We start from the raw sequence: 18,159 nt of genomic DNA on the forward strand, positions 1-18,159 counted from the left end.
GTGGATCAGCGAGCGCGGAGGTTATCCGTTAGTTATTGTGAAATTAAATTACGTAACTAATGACAAAAACACCTTAAACAAAGCAAAGTGGTACGGAAAGAGGAAACTATCGAAATGCAAAAAATGACCACTTTAGAGTTGTAACTCTAAAGTAAGTTGCGGTAATGTAAATACATGGTTTGGAGGTTTTAGGTCCATAAAAAGTAACCACCTTGTATACTGAGCCATCAAAGTGATTACTTGTGAATGAGCCGAGCTTTTTCAGCGGCAGTTCATCACCTGTTGTTTGAAAGCTACAAATGAAAACTAACACTAAACCTGTTTTGAGCACTGCCCCAATTGGTCGTTCAATGACCATAAAATGTCGGTAGATTTGAGCGGCGTCAGCCGCTTCTTTTTTATCGCAGCTACCCCGTATTACCTCAGAACCTCGTTATGAGTGCATTATGTACTTACCAGCTCACTGGACTCCGCCCTACAAATTAACCCCTTCGCTATCACTCTCTGATTGAATCTCTTCAGGCTCGCTGTCTTCTTGCAGTTCAAGAAGGTTTATTGCAATAGCAACGAAGTCACTGTCGGTGATGATGCCAACCAACTGTTTGTTGTGCACTACAGGTAAACAGCCAACTTTATGCTTTTGCATGTATAGGGCACTTTCTTTCAAACCTGCACGCGGCTCTGCAGTCATGATGTTAGTTCGCATCACTTCACTCAGTGGCGTTGACAGGGTGTAGGACTGATCGCTGGGTATTTTCTGCAATATGGATTCTTGTGCCGCGAGTACGTCACGTTGAGAGACAATCCCCAGTAGATGACGTTCTGCATCGACGATGGGAATGTGGCGAATATCGAGCGCTTCCATCGTGTGTTTGGCGTCGGCTAGTGAGTGAGACCGCAATAGGGTGTGAGGGTTGCGAGTCATCATATCTTGGACCTTAATCATGTGGCCTCCAACTCGTTCTGTTTGTGTACTTTAACTATAGATTTTTTCCCTGATTAAATCTGAGATTAGCGTCGGTTTTTGCCGCTCAACTCACAAAATATCCCTATTGATAAAGCGGTTAAATTGAAACTCAATAAAACATGCAATCGCGGGGCATGAGCGTCGGTTCAGCTTGCTATTCCAACGGGTCACTTTATACTATGCGGCTGCGAATTTTTTCGCCGTTTTATGTCGCTTAATATAGAAGATTGGTGTTATGCAAGTTTCAGATTTTCACTTCGAATTACCTGATGAGCTGATTGCTCGTTACCCAAAGGCAGAGCGTAGCTCAAGCCGACTGCTTCAATTGACCGGTAATACGGGTGAGGTTGTGGATGGAAGCTTCACTGATATCGTCAGCCAAGTTCAGCCTGGCGATCTTCTTGTATTTAATAACACGCGCGTTATTCCTGCTCGTATGTTCGGTCGTAAAGCCTCTGGTGGTAAGCTCGAAGTATTAGTAGAGCGTATGCTTGATGACAAGCGTGTACTTGCTCACGTTCGTTGTTCAAAATCACCAAAGCCAGGTACTGAGCTATTTCTGGGTGAAAACGACGAATACCAAGCGATCATGACGGCGCGTCACGATGCATTGTTTGAAATTGAAATGCAGTCAGACAAAACAGTGCTTGAGATCCTAAATGATGTCGGCCATATGCCACTGCCACCTTACATCGACCGTCCAGATGAAGATGCAGATAAAGAGCGCTACCAAACGGTTTATAACGAAAAGCCAGGCGCGGTTGCCGCTCCAACAGCGGGTCTTCATTTTGATGACAGTGTTCTTGAGCAAATCAAAGCAAAAGGTGCCAACTTCGCATACGTAACCCTTCACGTGGGCGCAGGTACATTCCAACCTGTTCGCGTAGAAAATATTCATGACCACCACATGCATGCAGAGTACGTGGAAGTACCTCAAGACGTGGTGGATGCGATTGCAGAGACCAAAGCGAATGGCGGCCGCATTATTGCAGTGGGTACCACTTCAGTACGTTCACTCGAGAGTGCAGCGCAAGATGCACTGAAAAAGGGTACCGAGTTAGTGCCTTTCTTTGGTGATACTGAGATTTTCATCTTCCCTGGCTATGAATATCAGCTGGTGGATTGTCTCGTGACAAACTTCCACCTACCAGAATCGACGCTGATCATGTTGGTCAGTGCGTTTGCAGGCTATGACAATGTCATGAATGCCTACCAACATGCGGTAGAGCAAAAGTATCGCTTCTTTAGCTATGGTGATGCGATGTTCATTACCAAGAAAACGGCATAACTGACGCCAGTAATTAGTAAGCTTTTTATTTCACTCAAGGACTCAGTGGAATACGGTAGGGAACACCAAAACCTTTCGCCTAACGAGCTATGTTAGGCGGGCGGATCTAAGTGCGGCAAGCTACGCTTGTTAGTGCGTTTTAAGATTGAGTCAGACTGTGTCTCTGGCAATTTGGAGGCTTCGTGAAATTACAATACGAACTTAAGAAAAAAGATGGCCATGCTCGTCGTGGTCAGTTGACGTTTGAACGCGGTACAGTACAAACCCCAGCATTTATGCCGGTAGGCACGTACGGTACCGTTAAAGGTATGACACCTGAAGAAGTCCGCGGTACTGGTGCCGAAATTCTTCTTGGTAATACTTTCCACCTATGGCTTCGCCCGGGTCAAGAGATCATGAAGATGCACGGTGACTTGCACGACTTCATGAACTGGCATGGTCCTATCCTGACTGATTCAGGCGGCTTCCAAGTATTCAGTCTTGGCGATATCCGTAAGATCACAGAAGAGGGTGTGCATTTCCGTAACCCTGTGAACGGTGACCGTATTTTCATGGATGCAGAAAAATCTATGGAAATCCAAAAAGATCTTGGCTCTGATGTGGTGATGATCTTTGACGAATGTACGCCATACCCAGCGACTCACGCAGAAGCGAAGAAGTCGATGGAAATGTCACTACGTTGGGCACAGCGTTCTCGTGATCACTTCGACAAGCTAGAAAACGAAAACTCGCTGTTTGGTATCGTTCAAGGTAGCGTATACGAAGACTTGCGCGATGTGTCGGTGAAAGGCCTGACTGACATCGGTTTTGATGGTTATGCGGTTGGTGGTCTTGCTGTTGGTGAGCCAAAAGAAGAGATGCACCGCGTTCTTGAGTTCACAACTCCTAAGCTTCCTGAAGATAAGCCTCGTTACTTAATGGGCGTAGGTAAACCAGAAGATTTGGTTGAAGGTGTTCGCCGTGGTATCGATATGTTCGACTGTGTGATGCCAACGCGTAACGCTCGTAACGGTCACTTGTTTGTGACTGGTGGGGTAATCAAAATCCGTAACGCGACAAACAAGACGGATACCGGTCCTCTAGATGAGAACTGTGATTGCTACACCTGTAAGAATTACTCGAAAGCGTATCTACATCACCTAGATCGCTGTAACGAAATCTTGGGTGCACGTCTAAACACCATCCACAACCTGCGTCACTATCAAATGCTGATGGAAAGCATCCGTAAAGCGATTGATGAAGACCGTTTTGAGCAGTTTGTGGAAGAGTTTTACGCACGTCGCAACCGCGAAGTGCCACCACTAGATATGAAGGTCGACGCTCAATAGTTGGCTAAATAGTCGGCTATCCCTGCAATTGGTAACAAATCCTAGCTCTGGGTCACATTTTTTGTGCCTTTAAGTGACTATGAAACATTGAGTTACCGTTTGCTTCTTGAAAAGATAGGGGGATAGCCCAATTTTGGATATGTATTTACATTAAAGAGGATGTTCTCCGATGAGTTTGATCTCTGCAGCACACGCAGCTGAAGCAGCACCACAAGGTGGCGGTTTCGAAATGCTAATCATGCTAGGCATGTTCGCGGTAATTTTTTACTTCATGATTTACCGCCCACAAGCGAAGCGTGCAAAAGAGCACAAAAACCTAATGGCTTCTATGGGTAAGGGCGACGAAGTCCTAACTAACGGCGGTCTAATTGGTAAAATCACTAAAATCGCTGAAGACAACGACTACATTGCTATCGCACTAAACGACAACAATGAAGTAGTTATCAAGAAAGACTTCGTTACTGCAGTGCTACCAAAAGGTACGCTGAAGTCTCTATAAAACAGCTATAGGATCTCGCTGTGCTAAATCGTTACCCTTTGTGGAAGTACCTGATGGTGATATTCGCCATTGCGGCAGCGGCGTTATACGCACTTCCCAATCTATACGGTGAAGATCCGGCTATTCAAATTACAGGGGCGCGTGGCGCCTCTGTTGATATGTCGACGCTGGATACTGTCACTAAAGCTCTTGATGAAGAGCAACTCTCTCGTAAGTCCATTGCTCTTGAAAATGGCTCCATTCTTGTTCGTTTTACTGACACTGATACTCAGATCAGTGCCCGTGATATCATCAGTGAAGCGTTAGGCAAAGATTCAATCGTTGCACTTAACCTTGCTCCAGCTACTCCTGATTGGCTTGAGTCTATTGGCGCTGCGCCAATGAAACTCGGTCTTGACCTTCGTGGTGGTGTTCACTTCTTGATGGAAGTCGACATGGATGCTGCGATGGAAAAACTGGTTGGTCAGCAAGAAGAAGGCTTTAGAAGCGATCTTCGTGAAGAGCGCATCCGTTATCGCTCTATCCGCCCAGCGGGTAAAGATGGCGTAGAAGTATTGCTACGTAACGCCGAGCAACTTGCAGAAGCGAAGACGGTACTGGAAGCAAAATACCCAGATATGGACTTCTTCGATTCTGACTCAAACGGCCGCTTTGCTTTGGTCGCTCGATTCAAAGAAACTCGCCTTCAAGAAATCCGCAACTACGCTGTTGAGCAGAACATCACTATCCTACGTAATCGTGTAAACGAACTGGGTGTGGCAGAGCCATTGGTTCAGCGCCAAGGTGCGAGCCGTATCGTGGTTGAGCTACCGGGTGTTCAAGACACGGCGCGCGCGAAAGAGATTTTGGGTGCAACAGCAACACTAGAATTCCGTGAAGTTGACAGCTCGGCTGACTTAGCTGCGGCAGCAAGTGGTCGTGCACCAGCGGGTAGCGAAATTAAGCTTGATCGTGACGGTCGTCCGGTTGTGCTTAAGAAGCGCGTTATCCTAGGCGGTGCGAGCATTACTGATGCAAGCTCAAGCGCAGACGAATACGGTCGCCCACAAGTTAACATCTCACTAGACAGTGAAGGTGGTAACAAGATGGCGGCGTTCTCGCGTCAGAATATCGGTAAGCTGATGGCAACGGTTTTCGCTGAATATAAAGACAGCGGCAAACGCACGCCAGAAGGCAAAGTTATCCTTGATAAGCATGAAGAAGTGATCAACCAAGCGACGATTCAGTCTGCACTTGGTCGTAACTTCCGTATCACAGGTATCGACTCTGCTGCTGAAGCGCACAACCTAGCACTACTGCTTCGTGCAGGTGCTCTGATTGCGCCGATTTCTATTGTTGAAGAACGTACTATCGGTCCATCAATGGGTCAGCAAAACATCGATATGGGTATCAAGGCGTGTATCACAGGTATGATTGCCGTGATGCTATTTACGTTGGTTTACTACCGTCGATTTGGTCTGTTTGCCAACATGGCATTGATGGCGAACATCGTTCTAATCGTTGGTGTCATGTCGATGATTCCAGGTGCGACGATGACGCTGCCAGGTATCGCAGGTATCGTACTGACCGTTGGTATGGCGGTGGATGCGAACGTTCTGATCTTTGAGCGGATACGTGAGGAGCTTAAAGAGGGGCGTAACCCACAACAAGCGATTCACCAAGGCTATGCTAACGCATTCAGTACCATCGCCGATGCCAACATCACCACCTTGATTACAGCGATCATTCTATTTGCTGTGGGTACAGGTGCGATCAAAGGCTTCGCGGTCACACTGTCTATCGGTATTCTTACTTCTATGTTTACAGCCATCATTGGTACACGTTGTCTCGTGAACCTGGTTTATGGCGGCAAACGTATCAACAAATTGTCGATCTAAGGGTTAGTTATGTTTCAGATAATGAAAGCAGACAAAACGATCGACTTTATGCGTTGGTCAAAAGTTGCGTTCGTTTTGTCCATTGTGATGATCGGCGCAGCTATTTTTACACTGTCAACGAAGTGGCTTAACTGGGGTCTAGACTTCACTGGCGGTACACTTATCGAGGTGGGCTTCGAACAGCCTGCAAACCTTGAGGAAGTCCGTTCAGCACTCGATGCGAAAGGGTTCGGTGACGCTACGGTACAGAACTTCGGTTCTGCTCGTGACGTTATGGTTCGCCTGCGTCCTCGTGATGACATGCAAGCAGAGGCGCTGGGTAACCAGATCCTAGATGCCATTCGTGTAGGCACGGGTGAAGACGTTGAAATGCGTCGTATCGAGTTCGTAGGTCCGAACGTAGGTGATGAACTAACAGAGGCGGGCGGTCTAGCGATCCTTGTGTCTCTTATCTGTATCTTGATCTACGTATCAGTGCGATTTGAATGGCGTTTGGCGGCGGGTGCGGTACTCGCGCTGGCACACGACGTTATCATCACGCTGGGCATCTTCTCGCTTATGCAGATTGAAGTTGATTTGACGATTGTCGCAGCACTGCTAACGGTTGTCGGTTACTCGCTCAACGATACTATCGTTGTATTTGACCGTATCCGTGAGAACTTCCGCAAAATGCGTAAGGGTGAGCCTGCTGACATCATGAACAGCTCGATCACACAAACACTAAGCCGTACCTTGATTACGTCTGGTACTACTTTGTTCGTAGTTATCGCCCTATTCACTCAAGGTGGTGCGATGATCCACGGCTTTGCGACAGCATTGCTGCTGGGTATCACGGTTGGTACTTACTCTTCTATCTACGTAGCATCTGCGTTGGCTCTGAAACTGGGTATCCAGAAAGAGCACCTAATGCCGCCTCAGATTGAAAAAGAAGGCGCTGAGTTTGATGAGATGCCGTAAGGCAGATTGTTGGATTTGATGACATTGATAAAGCCACTCGAACGAGTGGCTTTTCTTTTGCGTGTAATTGTCGAGGAGATTCTAGTTTGCACTATGGCGAGGTCATTCCTCAGGCAGAGTCATACCTTAGGTTGAGTGATCCCCTTGAAAAAGGGGATCTCCTGCAGCGCGCTGCGAACGCTATTTACGTAACAGAGTCATTGTTTTTCAGTTGGCTACGCGCTTTAGGAGGTCTTCACTTTCGTGAAGATGACGAATAATTTTGACAGCATCAAACGGTCTGGCATTTACCAATGGACTGTAAAAACAAAAAAATCCCGACCATAGGTCGGGATTTCAAATTCAGCTGTGACGGGCTGTGCTTTCTTCTACAGAACTACTTAAGCTGTAGAGAATTACTTAAGGATAGCTTCGTTACCGTTTTCACGGATGTGTTTAAGCATCGCTTTCACGCCACGTGCGCTTGAAGCAACAACGTTACCAGACTTCATGTACTCAGTACCGCCAGAGAAGTCAGTTACGATAGCGCCAGCTTCACGAGCAATCAGTTCGCCTGCTGCCATGTCCCATGGTTTTAGACCAAGCTCGAAGTAACCGTCTAGACGACCTGCTGCAACGTAACATAGGTCTAGAGCTGCAGAGCCAGCACGACGGAAGTCAGAGCACTCAACAAACATTGAAGACATGATTTTGAAGTAGCTTTCAGAGTGTTGCTTCTGCTTGAATGGGAAGCCAGTACCGATAACAGTACCTTTGATATCTTTAAGCTGTTTTACACGGATACGTGCATTGTTAAGCTGAGCGCCAGCACCGCGTTGTGCAGTGAAAAGCTCGTTAACCATTGGGTCGTAAACACACGCTACTTCTGTTTTGCCTTTGATGCGAACTGCAATAGACACAGAGAAAGTAGGAATGCCTTGTACGAAGTTAGTGGTGCCATCCAGTGGGTCGATGATCCATTGTACGTCACTATCTTTACCTTCGATTAGGCCACCCTCTTCAGCAATGATGCTGTGGTCTGGGTATGAAGCTTGGATAGTGCTGATGATGATTGCTTCGGCTTCTTTGTCTACGTTAGTAACGAAGTCATTAGTGCCTTTCTGTACTGACTCAATCTTGTCAGTGTTTTCTAGTGATTTAGCAATATGGTTGCCCGCTTTACGCGCAGCGCGTATAGCGATGTTTAGCATTGGATGCATACGAATTTTCCCAACGGATGTTAAAGAACAAAAAGCGGCGCGAAGTATACCAAAGATTTGGCAAAAGGGAAGTGGTTATTTTTTGTGCTGTTAATTTTATGAATAGAAAGATCCTGACTACTTTAGTCAAGTTTATGTTACCATTCTGCGATTGTGTAAAATGAGTGCAATGTGACAATGCTAGACAACGTAAAAATCGTCCTGGTTGGGACTTCTCATTCTGGAAATATTGGCTCGGCAGCTCGAGCGATGAAGGTAATGGGACTGAGCCAGATGGTGCTGGTGGACCCTCAATGTGAGGTGGATTCACAGGCGATTGCGTTGGCTGCCGGTGCTAGTGATATAGCACTGGGTGCAAAAGTTGTGTCTACACTAGAAGAAGCAGTGGAAGATTGTGGTCTTGTTGTTGGTTCTAGTGCACGCTCTCGTACACTAGATTGGCCGATGATTGAGCCAAGAGAGTGTGGTAAGAAATTTGCCGTAGAAGGTGAAAAACACGCAGTTGCGTTAGTATTTGGGCGCGAACGAACGGGCTTGACCAATGATGAGCTGCAGCTTTGTCACTACCATACGTGTATTCCTGCAAACCCAGAGTACAGCTCGCTCAATCTTGCTATGGCGGTGCAAACCCTTAGCTATGAAGTACGAGTGGCGCATCTAGAGCGCGAAGCACAACAGTATGCCGAGCCGAGTGAAGTGGATTACCCGCGTCACAAAGAGCTGGAATTATTCTACCAACACCTTGAAAAAGTCATCATGGATACCCAGTTTATTTCTAAAGACAAACCGGGTCTCGTGATGAATAAGCTGCGTAGAATGTTTAGTCGAACGCGTCCTGAAGCTTCGGAAATCAACACGTTACGTGGTATTTTGACCTCAGTTGAAAAAGCGATAGGGGTTAAAAAATAACCATTTCTTTTGTTGGGTTAAATACCCGACTGTTTTAGTCAATTAAATACTTGACTAAAACAGTCAGGTATGGAAATATTTATGCCACATAATCAATGTGGATAGTGTGATATGAGACTTACATCAAAAGGAAGATATGCAGTAACAGCGATGCTTGATGTCGCACTGCACTCACAGCAAAGCCCAGTACCTCTAGCGGACATCTCTGAACGTCAAGGTATCTCTTTGTCTTATCTAGAACAGCTGTTCTCCAAACTGCGCAAAGCGGGTCTGGTTGCAAGTGTTCGTGGTCCTGGTGGTGGTTACCGCTTGGGCGCAGAGGCAACTGAGATTTCGATTGGTACGGTTATCGCTGCAGTTGATGAATCGGTTGATGCAACAAAATGTGCTGGCAAAGGAGATTGCCAAGGTGGTACACGTTGTCTCACACATACACTGTGGAGAGATTTAAGCTCTCGCATCAGTGACTTCCTAAATAACATCACTCTTGGCGAGTTGATGGTAGATAACGAAGTATTAGAAATTTCAGACCGACAAGACGTAGATCTTGCGGTAAATCATGGGTTCTCAAGAAAAAGTACAAGCACCGCACCCATCGGAATCAATGTTCGCTCGTAGTAGTGTCGCTTATACATTGGAGTAAAGAATGAAACTGCCTATTTATCTAGACTACTCTGCCACTTGCCCTGTCGATCCAAGGGTTGCAGAAAAAATGGTTCAATACATGACGATGGATGGTACCTTCGGTAACCCTGCGTCACGTTCTCACCGTTTTGGTTGGCAAGCAGAAGAAGCAGTAGATAACGCTCGTGAACAGATCGCTGATCTGTTAAACGCAGACCCTCGCGAAGTCGTATTTACGTCCGGCGCTACTGAGTCTGACAACCTTGCTATTAAAGGTGCTGCGCACTTCTACAGCAAAAAAGGTAAGCACATCATCACGGTTAAGACAGAGCACAAAGCGGTTCTTGACCCATGCCGTCAGCTAGAGCGTGAAGGCTTCGAAGTGACTTACTTAGAGCCAGAATCAAACGGTATTGTTGACCTTGCTAAGCTAGAAGCGGCAATGCGTGAAGACACAGTGCTTGTGTCAATCATGCACGTAAACAACGAAATCGGTGTTGTACAAGACATTACTGCTATCGGCGAGCTATGCCGTAGTAAGAAAATCGTATTCCACGTAGATGCAGCACAATCTGCAGGCAAATTGCCTATCGACGTTCAAGAAATGAAAGTCGACTTGATTTCACTATCTGCTCATAAAGTTTACGGACCAAAAGGTATTGGCGCACTCTATGTACGTCGTAAGCCACGTATTCGTCTAGAAGCGCAAATGCACGGCGGCGGTCATGAGCGTGGTTTCCGCTCTGGCACACTACCTACTCACCAAATCGTGGGTATGGGCGAAGCCTTTGCTGTCGCTAAGCAAGATATGCAGAAAGATTATGACCATGCGAAAGCATTGCGCGATCGTCTACTTAATGGCGTTAAAGATCTTGAAGCCGTGACTGTCAATGGTGACCTAGAACAGCGTGTTCCTCACAACCTAAACGTGAGTTTTGCTTTCGTAGAAGGTGAGTCGCTACTAATGTCGCTGAAAGACCTAGCAGTATCTTCTGGTTCTGCCTGTACATCAGCAAGTCTTGAGCCTTCATACGTGCTGCGTGCACTTGGCTTAAACGATGAGCTTGCACACAGCTCAGTTCGCTTCTCATTTGGTCGTTTCACCACTGAAGAAGATATCGATTTTGCGATTGAGCAGATCAGAACAGCAGTAAACAAATTACGTGACATGTCTCCTCTATGGGATATGTATAAAGAAGGGATTGACCTAGACACGGTTGAGTGGGCACACCACTAATCTCACGGAAGTAGAGGATTCGAGGAAGTTATTATGGCGTATAGTGAAAAAGTAATTGACCACTATGAGAACCCACGTAACGTAGGTTCATTTGATAAGAATGATCCGGCTGTGGGTAGTGGTATGGTTGGCGCACCAGCGTGTGGTGACGTAATGAAACTGCAAATCAAGGTGACACCAGAAGGTATCATCGAAGATGCGAAGTTTAAAACTTACGGTTGTGGTTCAGCGATCGCTTCAAGCTCACTAGTAACTGAGTGGGTAAAAGGTAAATCTATCGATGAAGCCGCTGCAATCAAAAACTCTGAGATTGCAGAAGAACTAGAGTTGCCACCAGTGAAAGTTCACTGCTCAATTCTTGCTGAAGATGCAATCAAAGCAGCGGTTGCGGACTACAAGAAGAAGCACGACTAAACTGCTTGGATAACCAAGCCCTTTAGCTTTATTAAACACAGTATCATCAAGAGAAACGAACAAAGGTTGTAGTATGGCCATCTCAATGACAGACGCAGCAGCGAGCCGAGTTAAGACATTTTTAGACAATCGCGGCAAAGGTATTGGATTGCGCTTAGGCGTAAAAACCACCGGTTGCTCTGGTATGGCTTACGTTCTTGAGTTCGTTGATGAACTGGATGAAGGCGATTCGGTGTTTGAGCACTCAGGTGTAAAAGTCATCATCGATGCGAAGAGCTTGGTTTATCTCGATGGCACAGAGCTCGATTATGTAAAAGAAGGCTTGAACGAAGGTTTTGAGTTCAACAACCCAAATGCGAAAGGCGAGTGTGGTTGTGGTGAAAGCTTCAATGTTTAACCTTTAACGAGCTTGGTTGTATCATCAGCCAAGCTCATTAATTACGAGTCAATGCTATGAACCATTTCGAATTATTTGGGCTACCTGTTCAGTTTCAGTTGGACGGTAGCCTTCTTTCTTCTCAGTTCCGAGAACTGCAAAAACGCTTTCACCCAGACAACTTTGCCACTGCCTCTGAGCGCGATCGCCTGTTGGCTGTGCAAAAAGCAGCGCAAATCAATGATGCTTACCAAGTGCTGAAAAAGCCGATTTCTCGCGCCGAATACCTTTTGGCCGAAAACGGTGTCGACATTCGTGCTGAGCAGCAAACATTGCAAGACCCTATGTTCTTAATGGAACAGATGGAACTTCGAGAAGAATTGGAAGACCTAGCGTCTTCGAGCGACCCTGAATCAGAACTTTTTGACTTTGAAGCTAAGGTCAGCAAAATGTTCAAGGTCCAGTTATCAGAATTAGAAGGTCAGCTTTCGCAAGCCGAATGGCCAACTGCTGCTGATAGCGTTAGAAAACTTAAATTTATCGCCAAGTTGCAAAGTGAAATAGAACAGCTAGAAGATAAGCTGCTTGGTTAATGGAAGCTCCCAAGGATATTTGAATGGCATTACTTCAAATCGCAGAGCCTGGCCAAAGCTCCGCACCACACGAACATAAACTGGCTGCGGGCATTGACCTAGGTACAACCAACTCGCTTGTCGCGACAGTAAGAAGTGGTGAAGCCGCGACATTGCCAGATGCCAACGGTAACAAGATTCTCCCGTCTGCGGTTCGCTACGCAGCAGACAACACTATTGTTGGTATCGATGCTCGTGATAACGCAGCACTGGATCCTGTTAACACCATCATTTCTGTGAAGCGTCTACTCGGCCGCTCACTGGCAGACGTTCAGACTCGTTACCCGTCAATGCCATATTCGCTAACAGAAAGCGAGAATGGCCTACCTGTTCTGCAAACCGCAGGCGGCGCAAAGAACCCGATTCAAGTCTCTTCTGACATTCTTAAAACGCTCGGTAAGCGCGCAGAAGAATCGCTGGGCGGCGAACTGGCAGGTGTGGTGATTACCGTTCCAGCGTATTTCGATGATGCGCAGCGTCAAGGCACCAAAGATGCGGCAAACCTAGCGGGTATGCATGTTTTGCGTCTTCTTAACGAACCTACTGCGGCAGCCATCGCTTATGGTCTAGATAGTGGTCAAGAAGGCGTGATTGCGGTTTACGATTTAGGTGGTGGTACCTTCGATATCTCTATCCTACGTTTATCTCGTGGTGTATTTGAAGTACTGGCAACGGGCGGTGATTCAGCGCTGGGTGGTGATGATTTCGACCACCTCGTTGCCGATTACTTACAGCAGCAAGTTGGTAAGTCAAAGCTTAACGCTCATGAGCAACGTGAATTACTGGACGCAGCGACACAAGCGAAAATCGATCTGAGCCAAAATGATGTTGCGACTGTCAACGCTCTTGGCTGGCAAGGTGAACTGACGAAAGCACAGTTTGAAGACCTAATTCGTCCACTTGTGAAGAAGACACTGCTTTCATGTCGCCGTGCTTTGAAAGATGCGGAAGTCGATGCAGAAGACGTCCTAGAAGTTGTCATGGTAGGCGGTTCGACTCGTACACCATTGGTTCGTGAAATGGTTGGCGACTTCTTTGGTAAAACGCCACTGACTAGCATCAACCCAGACGAAGTTGTCGCGATTGGCGCGGCGATTCAAGCGGACATTCTTGCAGGTAATAAGCCTGACTCAGAAATGCTGCTGTTGGATGTTCTTCCACTATCGTTGGGTATTGAAACCATGGGTGGCTTGGTCGAGAAGATCGTTCCACGCAACACCACGATTCCAGTAGCACGCGCCCAAGAATTTACCACGTTCAAAGATGGCCAAACGGCGATGTCCGTGCACGTAGTGCAAGGTGAGCGTGAGATGGTGGACGATTGCCGTTCATTGGCTCGTTTCTCACTAAAAGGCATTCCACCGATGGCAGCGGGTGCAGCTCATATCCGCGTGACGTATCAAGTTGATGCTGACGGTCTGCTTTCTGTTACTGCGATGGAAAAGAGCACCGGTGTTCAGTCAGAAATCCAAGTGAAGCCATCTTACGGTCTTAGCGATGACGAAGTCACCAACATGCTCAAAGACTCGATGACTTACGCCAAAGACGATATGTTAGCACGTGCATTGGCTGAGCAGCGCGTTGAAGCGGATCGTGTGATTGAAGGCCTAATCGCTGCGATGCAAGCGGACGGTGATGCACTTCTAAACGAAGAAGAAAAACAGGCATTGGTTAAAGCGATTGAAGCGCTCATTGAACTTCGCAATGGCGATAATGCCGATGCTATTGAACAAGGTATTAAAGACACTGATAAAGCGAGCCAAGAGTTTGCTTCACGTCGAATGGACAAGTCCATCCGTGAAGCGTTGGCGGGCCAATCAGTTGATAACATTTAGATCGAGGACTAAGTAGTCATGCCAAAAATTGTTGTTCTGCCCCATGAAGATCTCTGCCCAGAAGGCGCAGTATTAGAGGCTAATGAAGGCGAAACTGTATTAGACGTAGCGCTAAAGAACGGTATTGGAATTGAACACGCTTGTGAAAAGTCGTGTGCATGTACCACTTGTCACGTCATCATCCGTGAAGGCTTCGATTCACTTGAAGAAAGTGAAGAGCTTGAAGACGATATGCTGGACAAAGCATGGGGTCTAGAGCCAGAGTCTCGCCTTGGTTGCCAAGCGGTAGTGGCGGATGAAGATCTGGTTGTTGAAATTCCAAAGTACACATTGAACCACGCATCTGAAGATCACTAATTAACTGGAGGATTCATGAGCTTAAAATGGACTGATTCTCGTGATATCGCTATCGAGCTGTGCGATCAATTTCCAGAAACTGACCCGAAAACGGTCCGTTTCACAGACTTGCATAAATGGATTACAGACTTGGAAGACTTTGACGATGATCCAAATCGCTCAAATGAAAAAATCCTCGAAGCTGTGATTTTATGCTGGATGGATGAGTACGATTAAACAGACTTACTAGTTAGTTATACAAAAACGGGCCTTTGGCCCGTTTTTTTGTCGCAGCATGTTACATTGTTATTAATTCCCATGGTGCAGTCATTGGTATTGTCTCTACATAGTGATAACATCATTTGAAACACAGAATGTGACACAGCAGCTGAACTGTAATAGCTAAGCTGCAATAATTAGATTTAAGACAAGGAGAGACCATGTCTAGCACAATGTCGGTATTTATCAGCCAAGACACGGCAGCACCGCAATGGGGCGACAAGGCTATTATTTCATTTTCTGAGCAAGGCGCGACGATTCACATCGGTGAAGGTCATGATCTTGGCGCGATTCAACGCGCTGCTCGCAAGCTCGATTCACAAGGCATTTCAAACGCCACACTGGCTGGCGAAGGTTGGGATCTAGAGTCATCTTGGGCTTTCTACCAAGGCTACCGCAACGCCAAGAAAAGCACTCAAGTCACATTGGCAGAACTCAGCGATCAAGACAAAAAAGAGCTTGAAGCACGCATCAAAGCCTCTAACTGGACGCGCGATATCATCAACAAGAGTGCTGAAGAAGTGGCGCCACGCCAACTTGCGACAATGGCAGCTGAGTTCATCAAGTCGACAGCTCCAGAGCACGTCACCTACCGCATCGTTAAAGACAAAGATCTACTGACAGAAGGTTGGGAAGGTATCTTTGCCGTTGGTCGTGGTTCTGAGCGTACTTCTGCGATGCTACAACTGGACTACAACCCAACGGGCGATGAAAATGCGCCAGTATTCGCTTGTCTAGTGGGTAAAGGTATTACATTTGATTCAGGTGGTTACAGCCTAAAACCATCGAATTTTATGACAGCAATGAAAGCGGACATGGGCGGTGCTGGTACTATTACTGGCGGTCTTGGTCTCGCGATCATGCGTGGCTTGAACAAGCGTGTGAAACTCATTCTATGCTGCGCTGAAAACATGGTATCGGGTCGCGCGCTTAAGCTAGGTGATGTGATTACCTATAAAAATGGTAAGACAGTCGAGATCATGAATACTGACGCGGAAGGTCGTTTGGTATTGGCTGACGGTCTTATCTACGCGAGTGAGCAAAACCCTGAACTTATCATTGATTGTGCCACTCTGACTGGTGCTGCTAAGAACGCACTGGGTAACGATTACCATGCCATCATGTCATTTGATGATGAGTTAACGCATCAAGCGTTGACTAATGCGAACCAAGAGAAAGAAGGCCTATGGCCACTGCCATTGGCGGACTTCCACCGCGGTATGTTGCCATCGAACTTTGCTGACTTGTCCAACATCAGCAGTGGTGACTACTCTCCAGGTGCAAGCACGGCGGCGGCATTCTTGTCTTACTTTGTTGAAGACTACAAGAAAGGTTGGTTGCACTTTGATTGCGCGGGTACCTACCGTAAATCAGGCACAGACAAATGGTCAGCAGGCGCGACAGGTATGGGCGTTCGAACGTTAGCTCGTCTACTGACTGAGCAAGCGGATAAATAACCCAAGCAGAACATCACAAATAAAAGAACAACACGAAAGAAAAGGAATACTAATGGCCCTAGAAAGAACATTCTCTATCGTTAAACCGGATGCAGTTAAGCGTAACCTGATTGGTGAGATCTACCACCGTATCGAAAAAGCTGGCCTGTCTATTATCGCCGCTAAGATGGTACATCTTACCGATGAGCAGGCGAAAGGCTTCTATGCAGAGCATGAAGGTAAACCGTTTTTCGATGATCTTCGTGCATTCATGACCTCTGGACCTATCATGGTTCAAGTCCTTGAGGGTGAAGATGCGATCAGTCGTTACCGAGAGCTAATGGGAAAAACCAACCCAGAAGAAGCCGCGTGTGGCACCATTCGTGCGGACTACGCACTAAGCATGCGTCATAACTCAGTACACGGCTCGGATAGCCCAGAGTCAGCAGCACGTGAGATTGAGTTTTTCTTTCCACAGTCAGAAATTTGCCCTCGCTAATTGAGCGCATTGTTGAGTAAAAAGGAGGCGTGGCCTCCTTTTTTATTACCTGATACTTTTGTTGTACAAAAAATGTTCACTTAGAAATGAATACCTTAATATTTTAGGGTTTTGTAACGCTTGTTGTAGGGGGCTAAAGCCTGTACAATTCGCGCCCTTAACACCAATTACCGTCATCGAAGAGGCACCATGACCACACAAAAAGTCAATCTACTCGATTTTGATCGCAAGGGTATGCGTCAGTTTTTCCAAGAGGAACTGGGCGAAAAAGCCTTCCGCGCTGATCAAGTTATGAAGTGGATCTATCATTTTGGTGTCGACGACTTCGAGAAGATGACCAACATCAATAAGAAACTGCGTGAGAAGCTGATCCGTTTGGCTGAAATTAAAGCGCCAACGGTTTCTGAAGCTCAGCATTCATCTGATGGCACCATCAAGTGGGCAATGCGTGTTGGTGATCAAGATGTGGAAACGGTTTATATCCCAGATGACGACCGTGCAACGTTGTGTGTGTCTTCACAAGTAGGTTGTGCGTTAGAATGTAAGTTCTGTTCAACGGCTCAGCAAGGCTTCAACCGTAACCTGAAAGTGTCTGAAATCATTGGTCAGGTGTGGCGCGCAGCTCGAGAGATCGGTCTTGAAAAAGAAACTGGTCGCCGCCCAATTACTAACGTAGTAATGATGGGCATGGGTGAGCCTCTTTTGAATATGAAAAATCTAATGCCAGCACTTGAGCTTATGCTTGATGATCTTGGTTTTGGTTTGTCTAAGCGCCGTGTGACCGTATCGACGTCTGGTGTTGTGTCTGGCCTTGATCAGATGACAGGGCAAATTGACGTAGCATTGGCTATCTCACTGCACGCGCCAAACGATAAGCTTCGTAGCGAAATCATGCCAATCAATGACCGTTGGGATATTCAAGATTTCTTGGCTTCTGTTCGTCGCTATATTGCATCGTCGAACGCAAACCGCGGTAAAGTGACGGTAGAATATGTGCTGCTTGATCATGTGAATGACGACATGGGTCATGCGCGCGAATTGGCCGAGCTGCTTAAAGATACACCGGCTAAGATCAACCTGATCCCGTTCAACCCGTATCCAGGTTCGCCTTACAAAAAGCCAAGTAACTCACGTATCGACCGTTTCATGAAAACTCTGATGCAGTACGATTACACCGTGACGGTTCGTAAGACCCGTGGTGACGATATTGATGCCGCATGTGGTCAGCTTGTCGGTGACGTTATTGACCGAACCAAGCGTACTCAGCAAATTGCTGCACAAAAGGGACAACAAGCGATCCCTGTCAAAGCACTCTAGGTTATTGACGCGAATACCGTATACAAAGCCAAGTTTCGACTTGGCTTTGTTGTATCTGCGAATCTCAGATTTAGCGGCTGATAATCGCAGGAGGTATTGAACTCACTAAACTCTGATCTTTGCCACATTTTCTAGATAAATAGTTGAACC

The 18,159-nt window shown here is 46.6% G+C and carries 19 protein-coding genes; 17 read left to right on the forward strand and 2 right to left on the reverse strand.

What is annotated here, in order from left to right:
- Nucleotides 1–475 precede the first annotated feature (475 nt).
- The gene (locus AAA946_RS03295) at nt 476–946 is read right to left on the reverse strand and encodes a CBS domain-containing protein (RefSeq protein WP_338163606.1); all 471 of its coding nucleotides are present in this window, start codon (nt 944–946) and stop codon (nt 476–478) included.
- A gap of 256 nt (nt 947–1,202) precedes the next feature.
- On the opposite strand from AAA946_RS03295, the gene queA reads away from it, so the two are divergent.
- The 5 genes from queA (at nt 1,203) to secF (ending at nt 6,916) form a co-directional block, all read left to right on the forward strand.
- A complete protein-coding gene (queA, locus tag AAA946_RS03300) occupies nt 1,203–2,255 on the forward strand; it encodes a tRNA preQ1(34) S-adenosylmethionine ribosyltransferase-isomerase QueA (RefSeq protein WP_338163607.1) in 1,053 nt (350 codons plus the stop codon).
- Nucleotides 2,256–2,437: 182 nt separating this feature from the next.
- Nucleotides 2,438–3,583, forward strand: a complete 1,146-nt coding sequence (gene tgt / locus AAA946_RS03305; protein WP_338163608.1) for a tRNA guanosine(34) transglycosylase Tgt — start codon at nt 2,438–2,440, stop codon at nt 3,581–3,583.
- 169 nt (nt 3,584–3,752) lie between these two features.
- Nucleotides 3,753–4,082 carry a preprotein translocase subunit YajC gene (gene yajC / locus AAA946_RS03310; protein WP_006074799.1) on the forward strand — a complete coding sequence of 110 codons (330 nt, stop codon included), beginning with the start codon at nt 3,753–3,755 and terminating at the stop codon, nt 4,080–4,082.
- 20 nt (nt 4,083–4,102) lie between these two features.
- Complete coding sequence (gene secD / locus AAA946_RS03315; protein WP_338163609.1) at nt 4,103–5,959, forward strand: protein translocase subunit SecD; 1,857 nt, start codon at nt 4,103–4,105, stop codon at nt 5,957–5,959.
- 9 nt (nt 5,960–5,968) lie between these two features.
- Nucleotides 5,969–6,916: a protein translocase subunit SecF gene (gene secF, locus AAA946_RS03320; RefSeq protein ID WP_338163610.1), complete on the forward strand. Its 948-nt coding sequence runs from the start codon at nt 5,969–5,971 to the stop codon at nt 6,914–6,916.
- 395 nt (nt 6,917–7,311) lie between these two features.
- Here secF and suhB read toward each other — a convergent pair whose 3' ends face one another.
- The gene (gene suhB, locus AAA946_RS03325; protein ID WP_042476232.1) at nt 7,312–8,115 is read right to left on the reverse strand and encodes an inositol-1-monophosphatase; all 804 of its coding nucleotides are present in this window, start codon (nt 8,113–8,115) and stop codon (nt 7,312–7,314) included.
- Nucleotides 8,116–8,292: 177 nt separating this feature from the next.
- On the opposite strand from suhB, the gene trmJ reads away from it, so the two are divergent.
- The 12 genes from trmJ to AAA946_RS03385 all read left to right on the forward strand — a co-directional run bounded on the left by trmJ (nt 8,293) and on the right by AAA946_RS03385 (nt 18,009).
- Nucleotides 8,293–9,024, forward strand: a complete 732-nt coding sequence (trmJ, locus tag AAA946_RS03330; protein WP_338165762.1) for a tRNA (cytosine(32)/uridine(32)-2'-O)-methyltransferase TrmJ — start codon at nt 8,293–8,295, stop codon at nt 9,022–9,024.
- Nucleotides 9,025–9,135: 111 nt separating this feature from the next.
- Nucleotides 9,136–9,642, forward strand: a complete 507-nt coding sequence (iscR, locus tag AAA946_RS03335; RefSeq protein WP_338163611.1) for a Fe-S cluster assembly transcriptional regulator IscR — start codon at nt 9,136–9,138, stop codon at nt 9,640–9,642.
- A 28-nt stretch (nt 9,643–9,670) separates the two neighbouring features.
- Complete coding sequence (locus AAA946_RS03340) at nt 9,671–10,885, forward strand: IscS subfamily cysteine desulfurase (RefSeq protein WP_042500726.1); 1,215 nt, start codon at nt 9,671–9,673, stop codon at nt 10,883–10,885.
- Nucleotides 10,886–10,918: 33 nt separating this feature from the next.
- The gene (gene iscU, locus AAA946_RS03345; protein WP_042500728.1) at nt 10,919–11,299 is read left to right on the forward strand and encodes a Fe-S cluster assembly scaffold IscU; all 381 of its coding nucleotides are present in this window, start codon (nt 10,919–10,921) and stop codon (nt 11,297–11,299) included.
- 73 nt (nt 11,300–11,372) lie between these two features.
- On the forward strand, nt 11,373–11,696 hold the full coding sequence (gene iscA / locus AAA946_RS03350) for an iron-sulfur cluster assembly protein IscA (protein WP_338163612.1): 324 nt from the start codon (nt 11,373–11,375) through the stop codon (nt 11,694–11,696).
- Between the two features lie 56 nt (nt 11,697–11,752).
- On the forward strand, nt 11,753–12,268 hold the full coding sequence (hscB, locus tag AAA946_RS03355; protein ID WP_338163613.1) for a co-chaperone HscB: 516 nt from the start codon (nt 11,753–11,755) through the stop codon (nt 12,266–12,268).
- 23 nt (nt 12,269–12,291) lie between these two features.
- The gene (gene hscA, locus AAA946_RS03360) at nt 12,292–14,142 is read left to right on the forward strand and encodes a Fe-S protein assembly chaperone HscA (RefSeq protein ID WP_338163614.1); all 1,851 of its coding nucleotides are present in this window, start codon (nt 12,292–12,294) and stop codon (nt 14,140–14,142) included.
- An 18-nt stretch (nt 14,143–14,160) separates the two neighbouring features.
- Nucleotides 14,161–14,499 carry an ISC system 2Fe-2S type ferredoxin gene (fdx, locus tag AAA946_RS03365; protein ID WP_006072576.1) on the forward strand — a complete coding sequence of 113 codons (339 nt, stop codon included), beginning with the start codon at nt 14,161–14,163 and terminating at the stop codon, nt 14,497–14,499.
- A 15-nt stretch (nt 14,500–14,514) separates the two neighbouring features.
- Complete coding sequence (gene iscX, locus AAA946_RS03370) at nt 14,515–14,715, forward strand: Fe-S cluster assembly protein IscX (protein ID WP_042476251.1); 201 nt, start codon at nt 14,515–14,517, stop codon at nt 14,713–14,715.
- A gap of 203 nt (nt 14,716–14,918) precedes the next feature.
- Nucleotides 14,919–16,214, forward strand: a complete 1,296-nt coding sequence (gene pepB, locus AAA946_RS03375; RefSeq protein ID WP_338163615.1) for an aminopeptidase PepB — start codon at nt 14,919–14,921, stop codon at nt 16,212–16,214.
- Nucleotides 16,215–16,266: 52 nt separating this feature from the next.
- Nucleotides 16,267–16,692, forward strand: coding sequence for a nucleoside-diphosphate kinase (gene ndk / locus AAA946_RS03380; protein ID WP_338163616.1), 426 nt, complete (start codon nt 16,267–16,269; stop codon nt 16,690–16,692).
- A 189-nt stretch (nt 16,693–16,881) separates the two neighbouring features.
- On the forward strand, nt 16,882–18,009 hold the full coding sequence (locus AAA946_RS03385; protein WP_338163617.1) for a bifunctional tRNA (adenosine(37)-C2)-methyltransferase TrmG/ribosomal RNA large subunit methyltransferase RlmN: 1,128 nt from the start codon (nt 16,882–16,884) through the stop codon (nt 18,007–18,009).
- The last annotated feature ends 150 nt before the right edge of the window (nt 18,010–18,159 follow it).

The sequence above is a fragment of the Vibrio sp. 10N genome, assembly GCF_036245475.1.
Lineage (GTDB): Bacteria > Pseudomonadota > Gammaproteobacteria > Enterobacterales > Vibrionaceae > Vibrio.

Excerpts from the sequence above, each read along its gene's own strand:
- trmJ (WP_338165762.1), top strand. The coding sequence starts at position 8,293 with ATGCTAGACAACGTAAAAATCGTCCTGGTTGGGACTTCTCATTCTGGA.
- yajC (WP_006074799.1), top strand. The coding sequence starts at position 3,753 with ATGAGTTTGATCTCTGCAGCACACGCAGCTGAAGCAGCACCACAAGGT.
- ndk (WP_338163616.1), top strand. The coding sequence starts at position 16,267 with ATGGCCCTAGAAAGAACATTCTCTATCGTTAAACCGGATGCAGTTAAG.
- AAA946_RS03295 (WP_338163606.1), bottom strand. The coding sequence starts at position 946 with ATGATTAAGGTCCAAGATATGATGACTCGCAACCCTCACACCCTATTG.
- secF (WP_338163610.1), top strand. The coding sequence starts at position 5,969 with ATGTTTCAGATAATGAAAGCAGACAAAACGATCGACTTTATGCGTTGG.
- AAA946_RS03385 (WP_338163617.1), top strand. The coding sequence starts at position 16,882 with ATGACCACACAAAAAGTCAATCTACTCGATTTTGATCGCAAGGGTATG.
- fdx (WP_006072576.1), top strand. The coding sequence starts at position 14,161 with ATGCCAAAAATTGTTGTTCTGCCCCATGAAGATCTCTGCCCAGAAGGC.
- AAA946_RS03340 (WP_042500726.1), top strand. The coding sequence starts at position 9,671 with ATGAAACTGCCTATTTATCTAGACTACTCTGCCACTTGCCCTGTCGAT.
- hscB (WP_338163613.1), top strand. The coding sequence starts at position 11,753 with ATGAACCATTTCGAATTATTTGGGCTACCTGTTCAGTTTCAGTTGGAC.
- iscX (WP_042476251.1), top strand. The coding sequence starts at position 14,515 with ATGAGCTTAAAATGGACTGATTCTCGTGATATCGCTATCGAGCTGTGC.
- iscR (WP_338163611.1), top strand. The coding sequence starts at position 9,136 with ATGAGACTTACATCAAAAGGAAGATATGCAGTAACAGCGATGCTTGAT.
- iscU (WP_042500728.1), top strand. The coding sequence starts at position 10,919 with ATGGCGTATAGTGAAAAAGTAATTGACCACTATGAGAACCCACGTAAC.
- hscA (WP_338163614.1), top strand. The coding sequence starts at position 12,292 with ATGGCATTACTTCAAATCGCAGAGCCTGGCCAAAGCTCCGCACCACAC.
- iscA (WP_338163612.1), top strand. The coding sequence starts at position 11,373 with ATGGCCATCTCAATGACAGACGCAGCAGCGAGCCGAGTTAAGACATTT.
- pepB (WP_338163615.1), top strand. The coding sequence starts at position 14,919 with ATGTCTAGCACAATGTCGGTATTTATCAGCCAAGACACGGCAGCACCG.
- queA (WP_338163607.1), top strand. The coding sequence starts at position 1,203 with ATGCAAGTTTCAGATTTTCACTTCGAATTACCTGATGAGCTGATTGCT.
- suhB (WP_042476232.1), bottom strand. The coding sequence starts at position 8,115 with ATGCATCCAATGCTAAACATCGCTATACGCGCTGCGCGTAAAGCGGGC.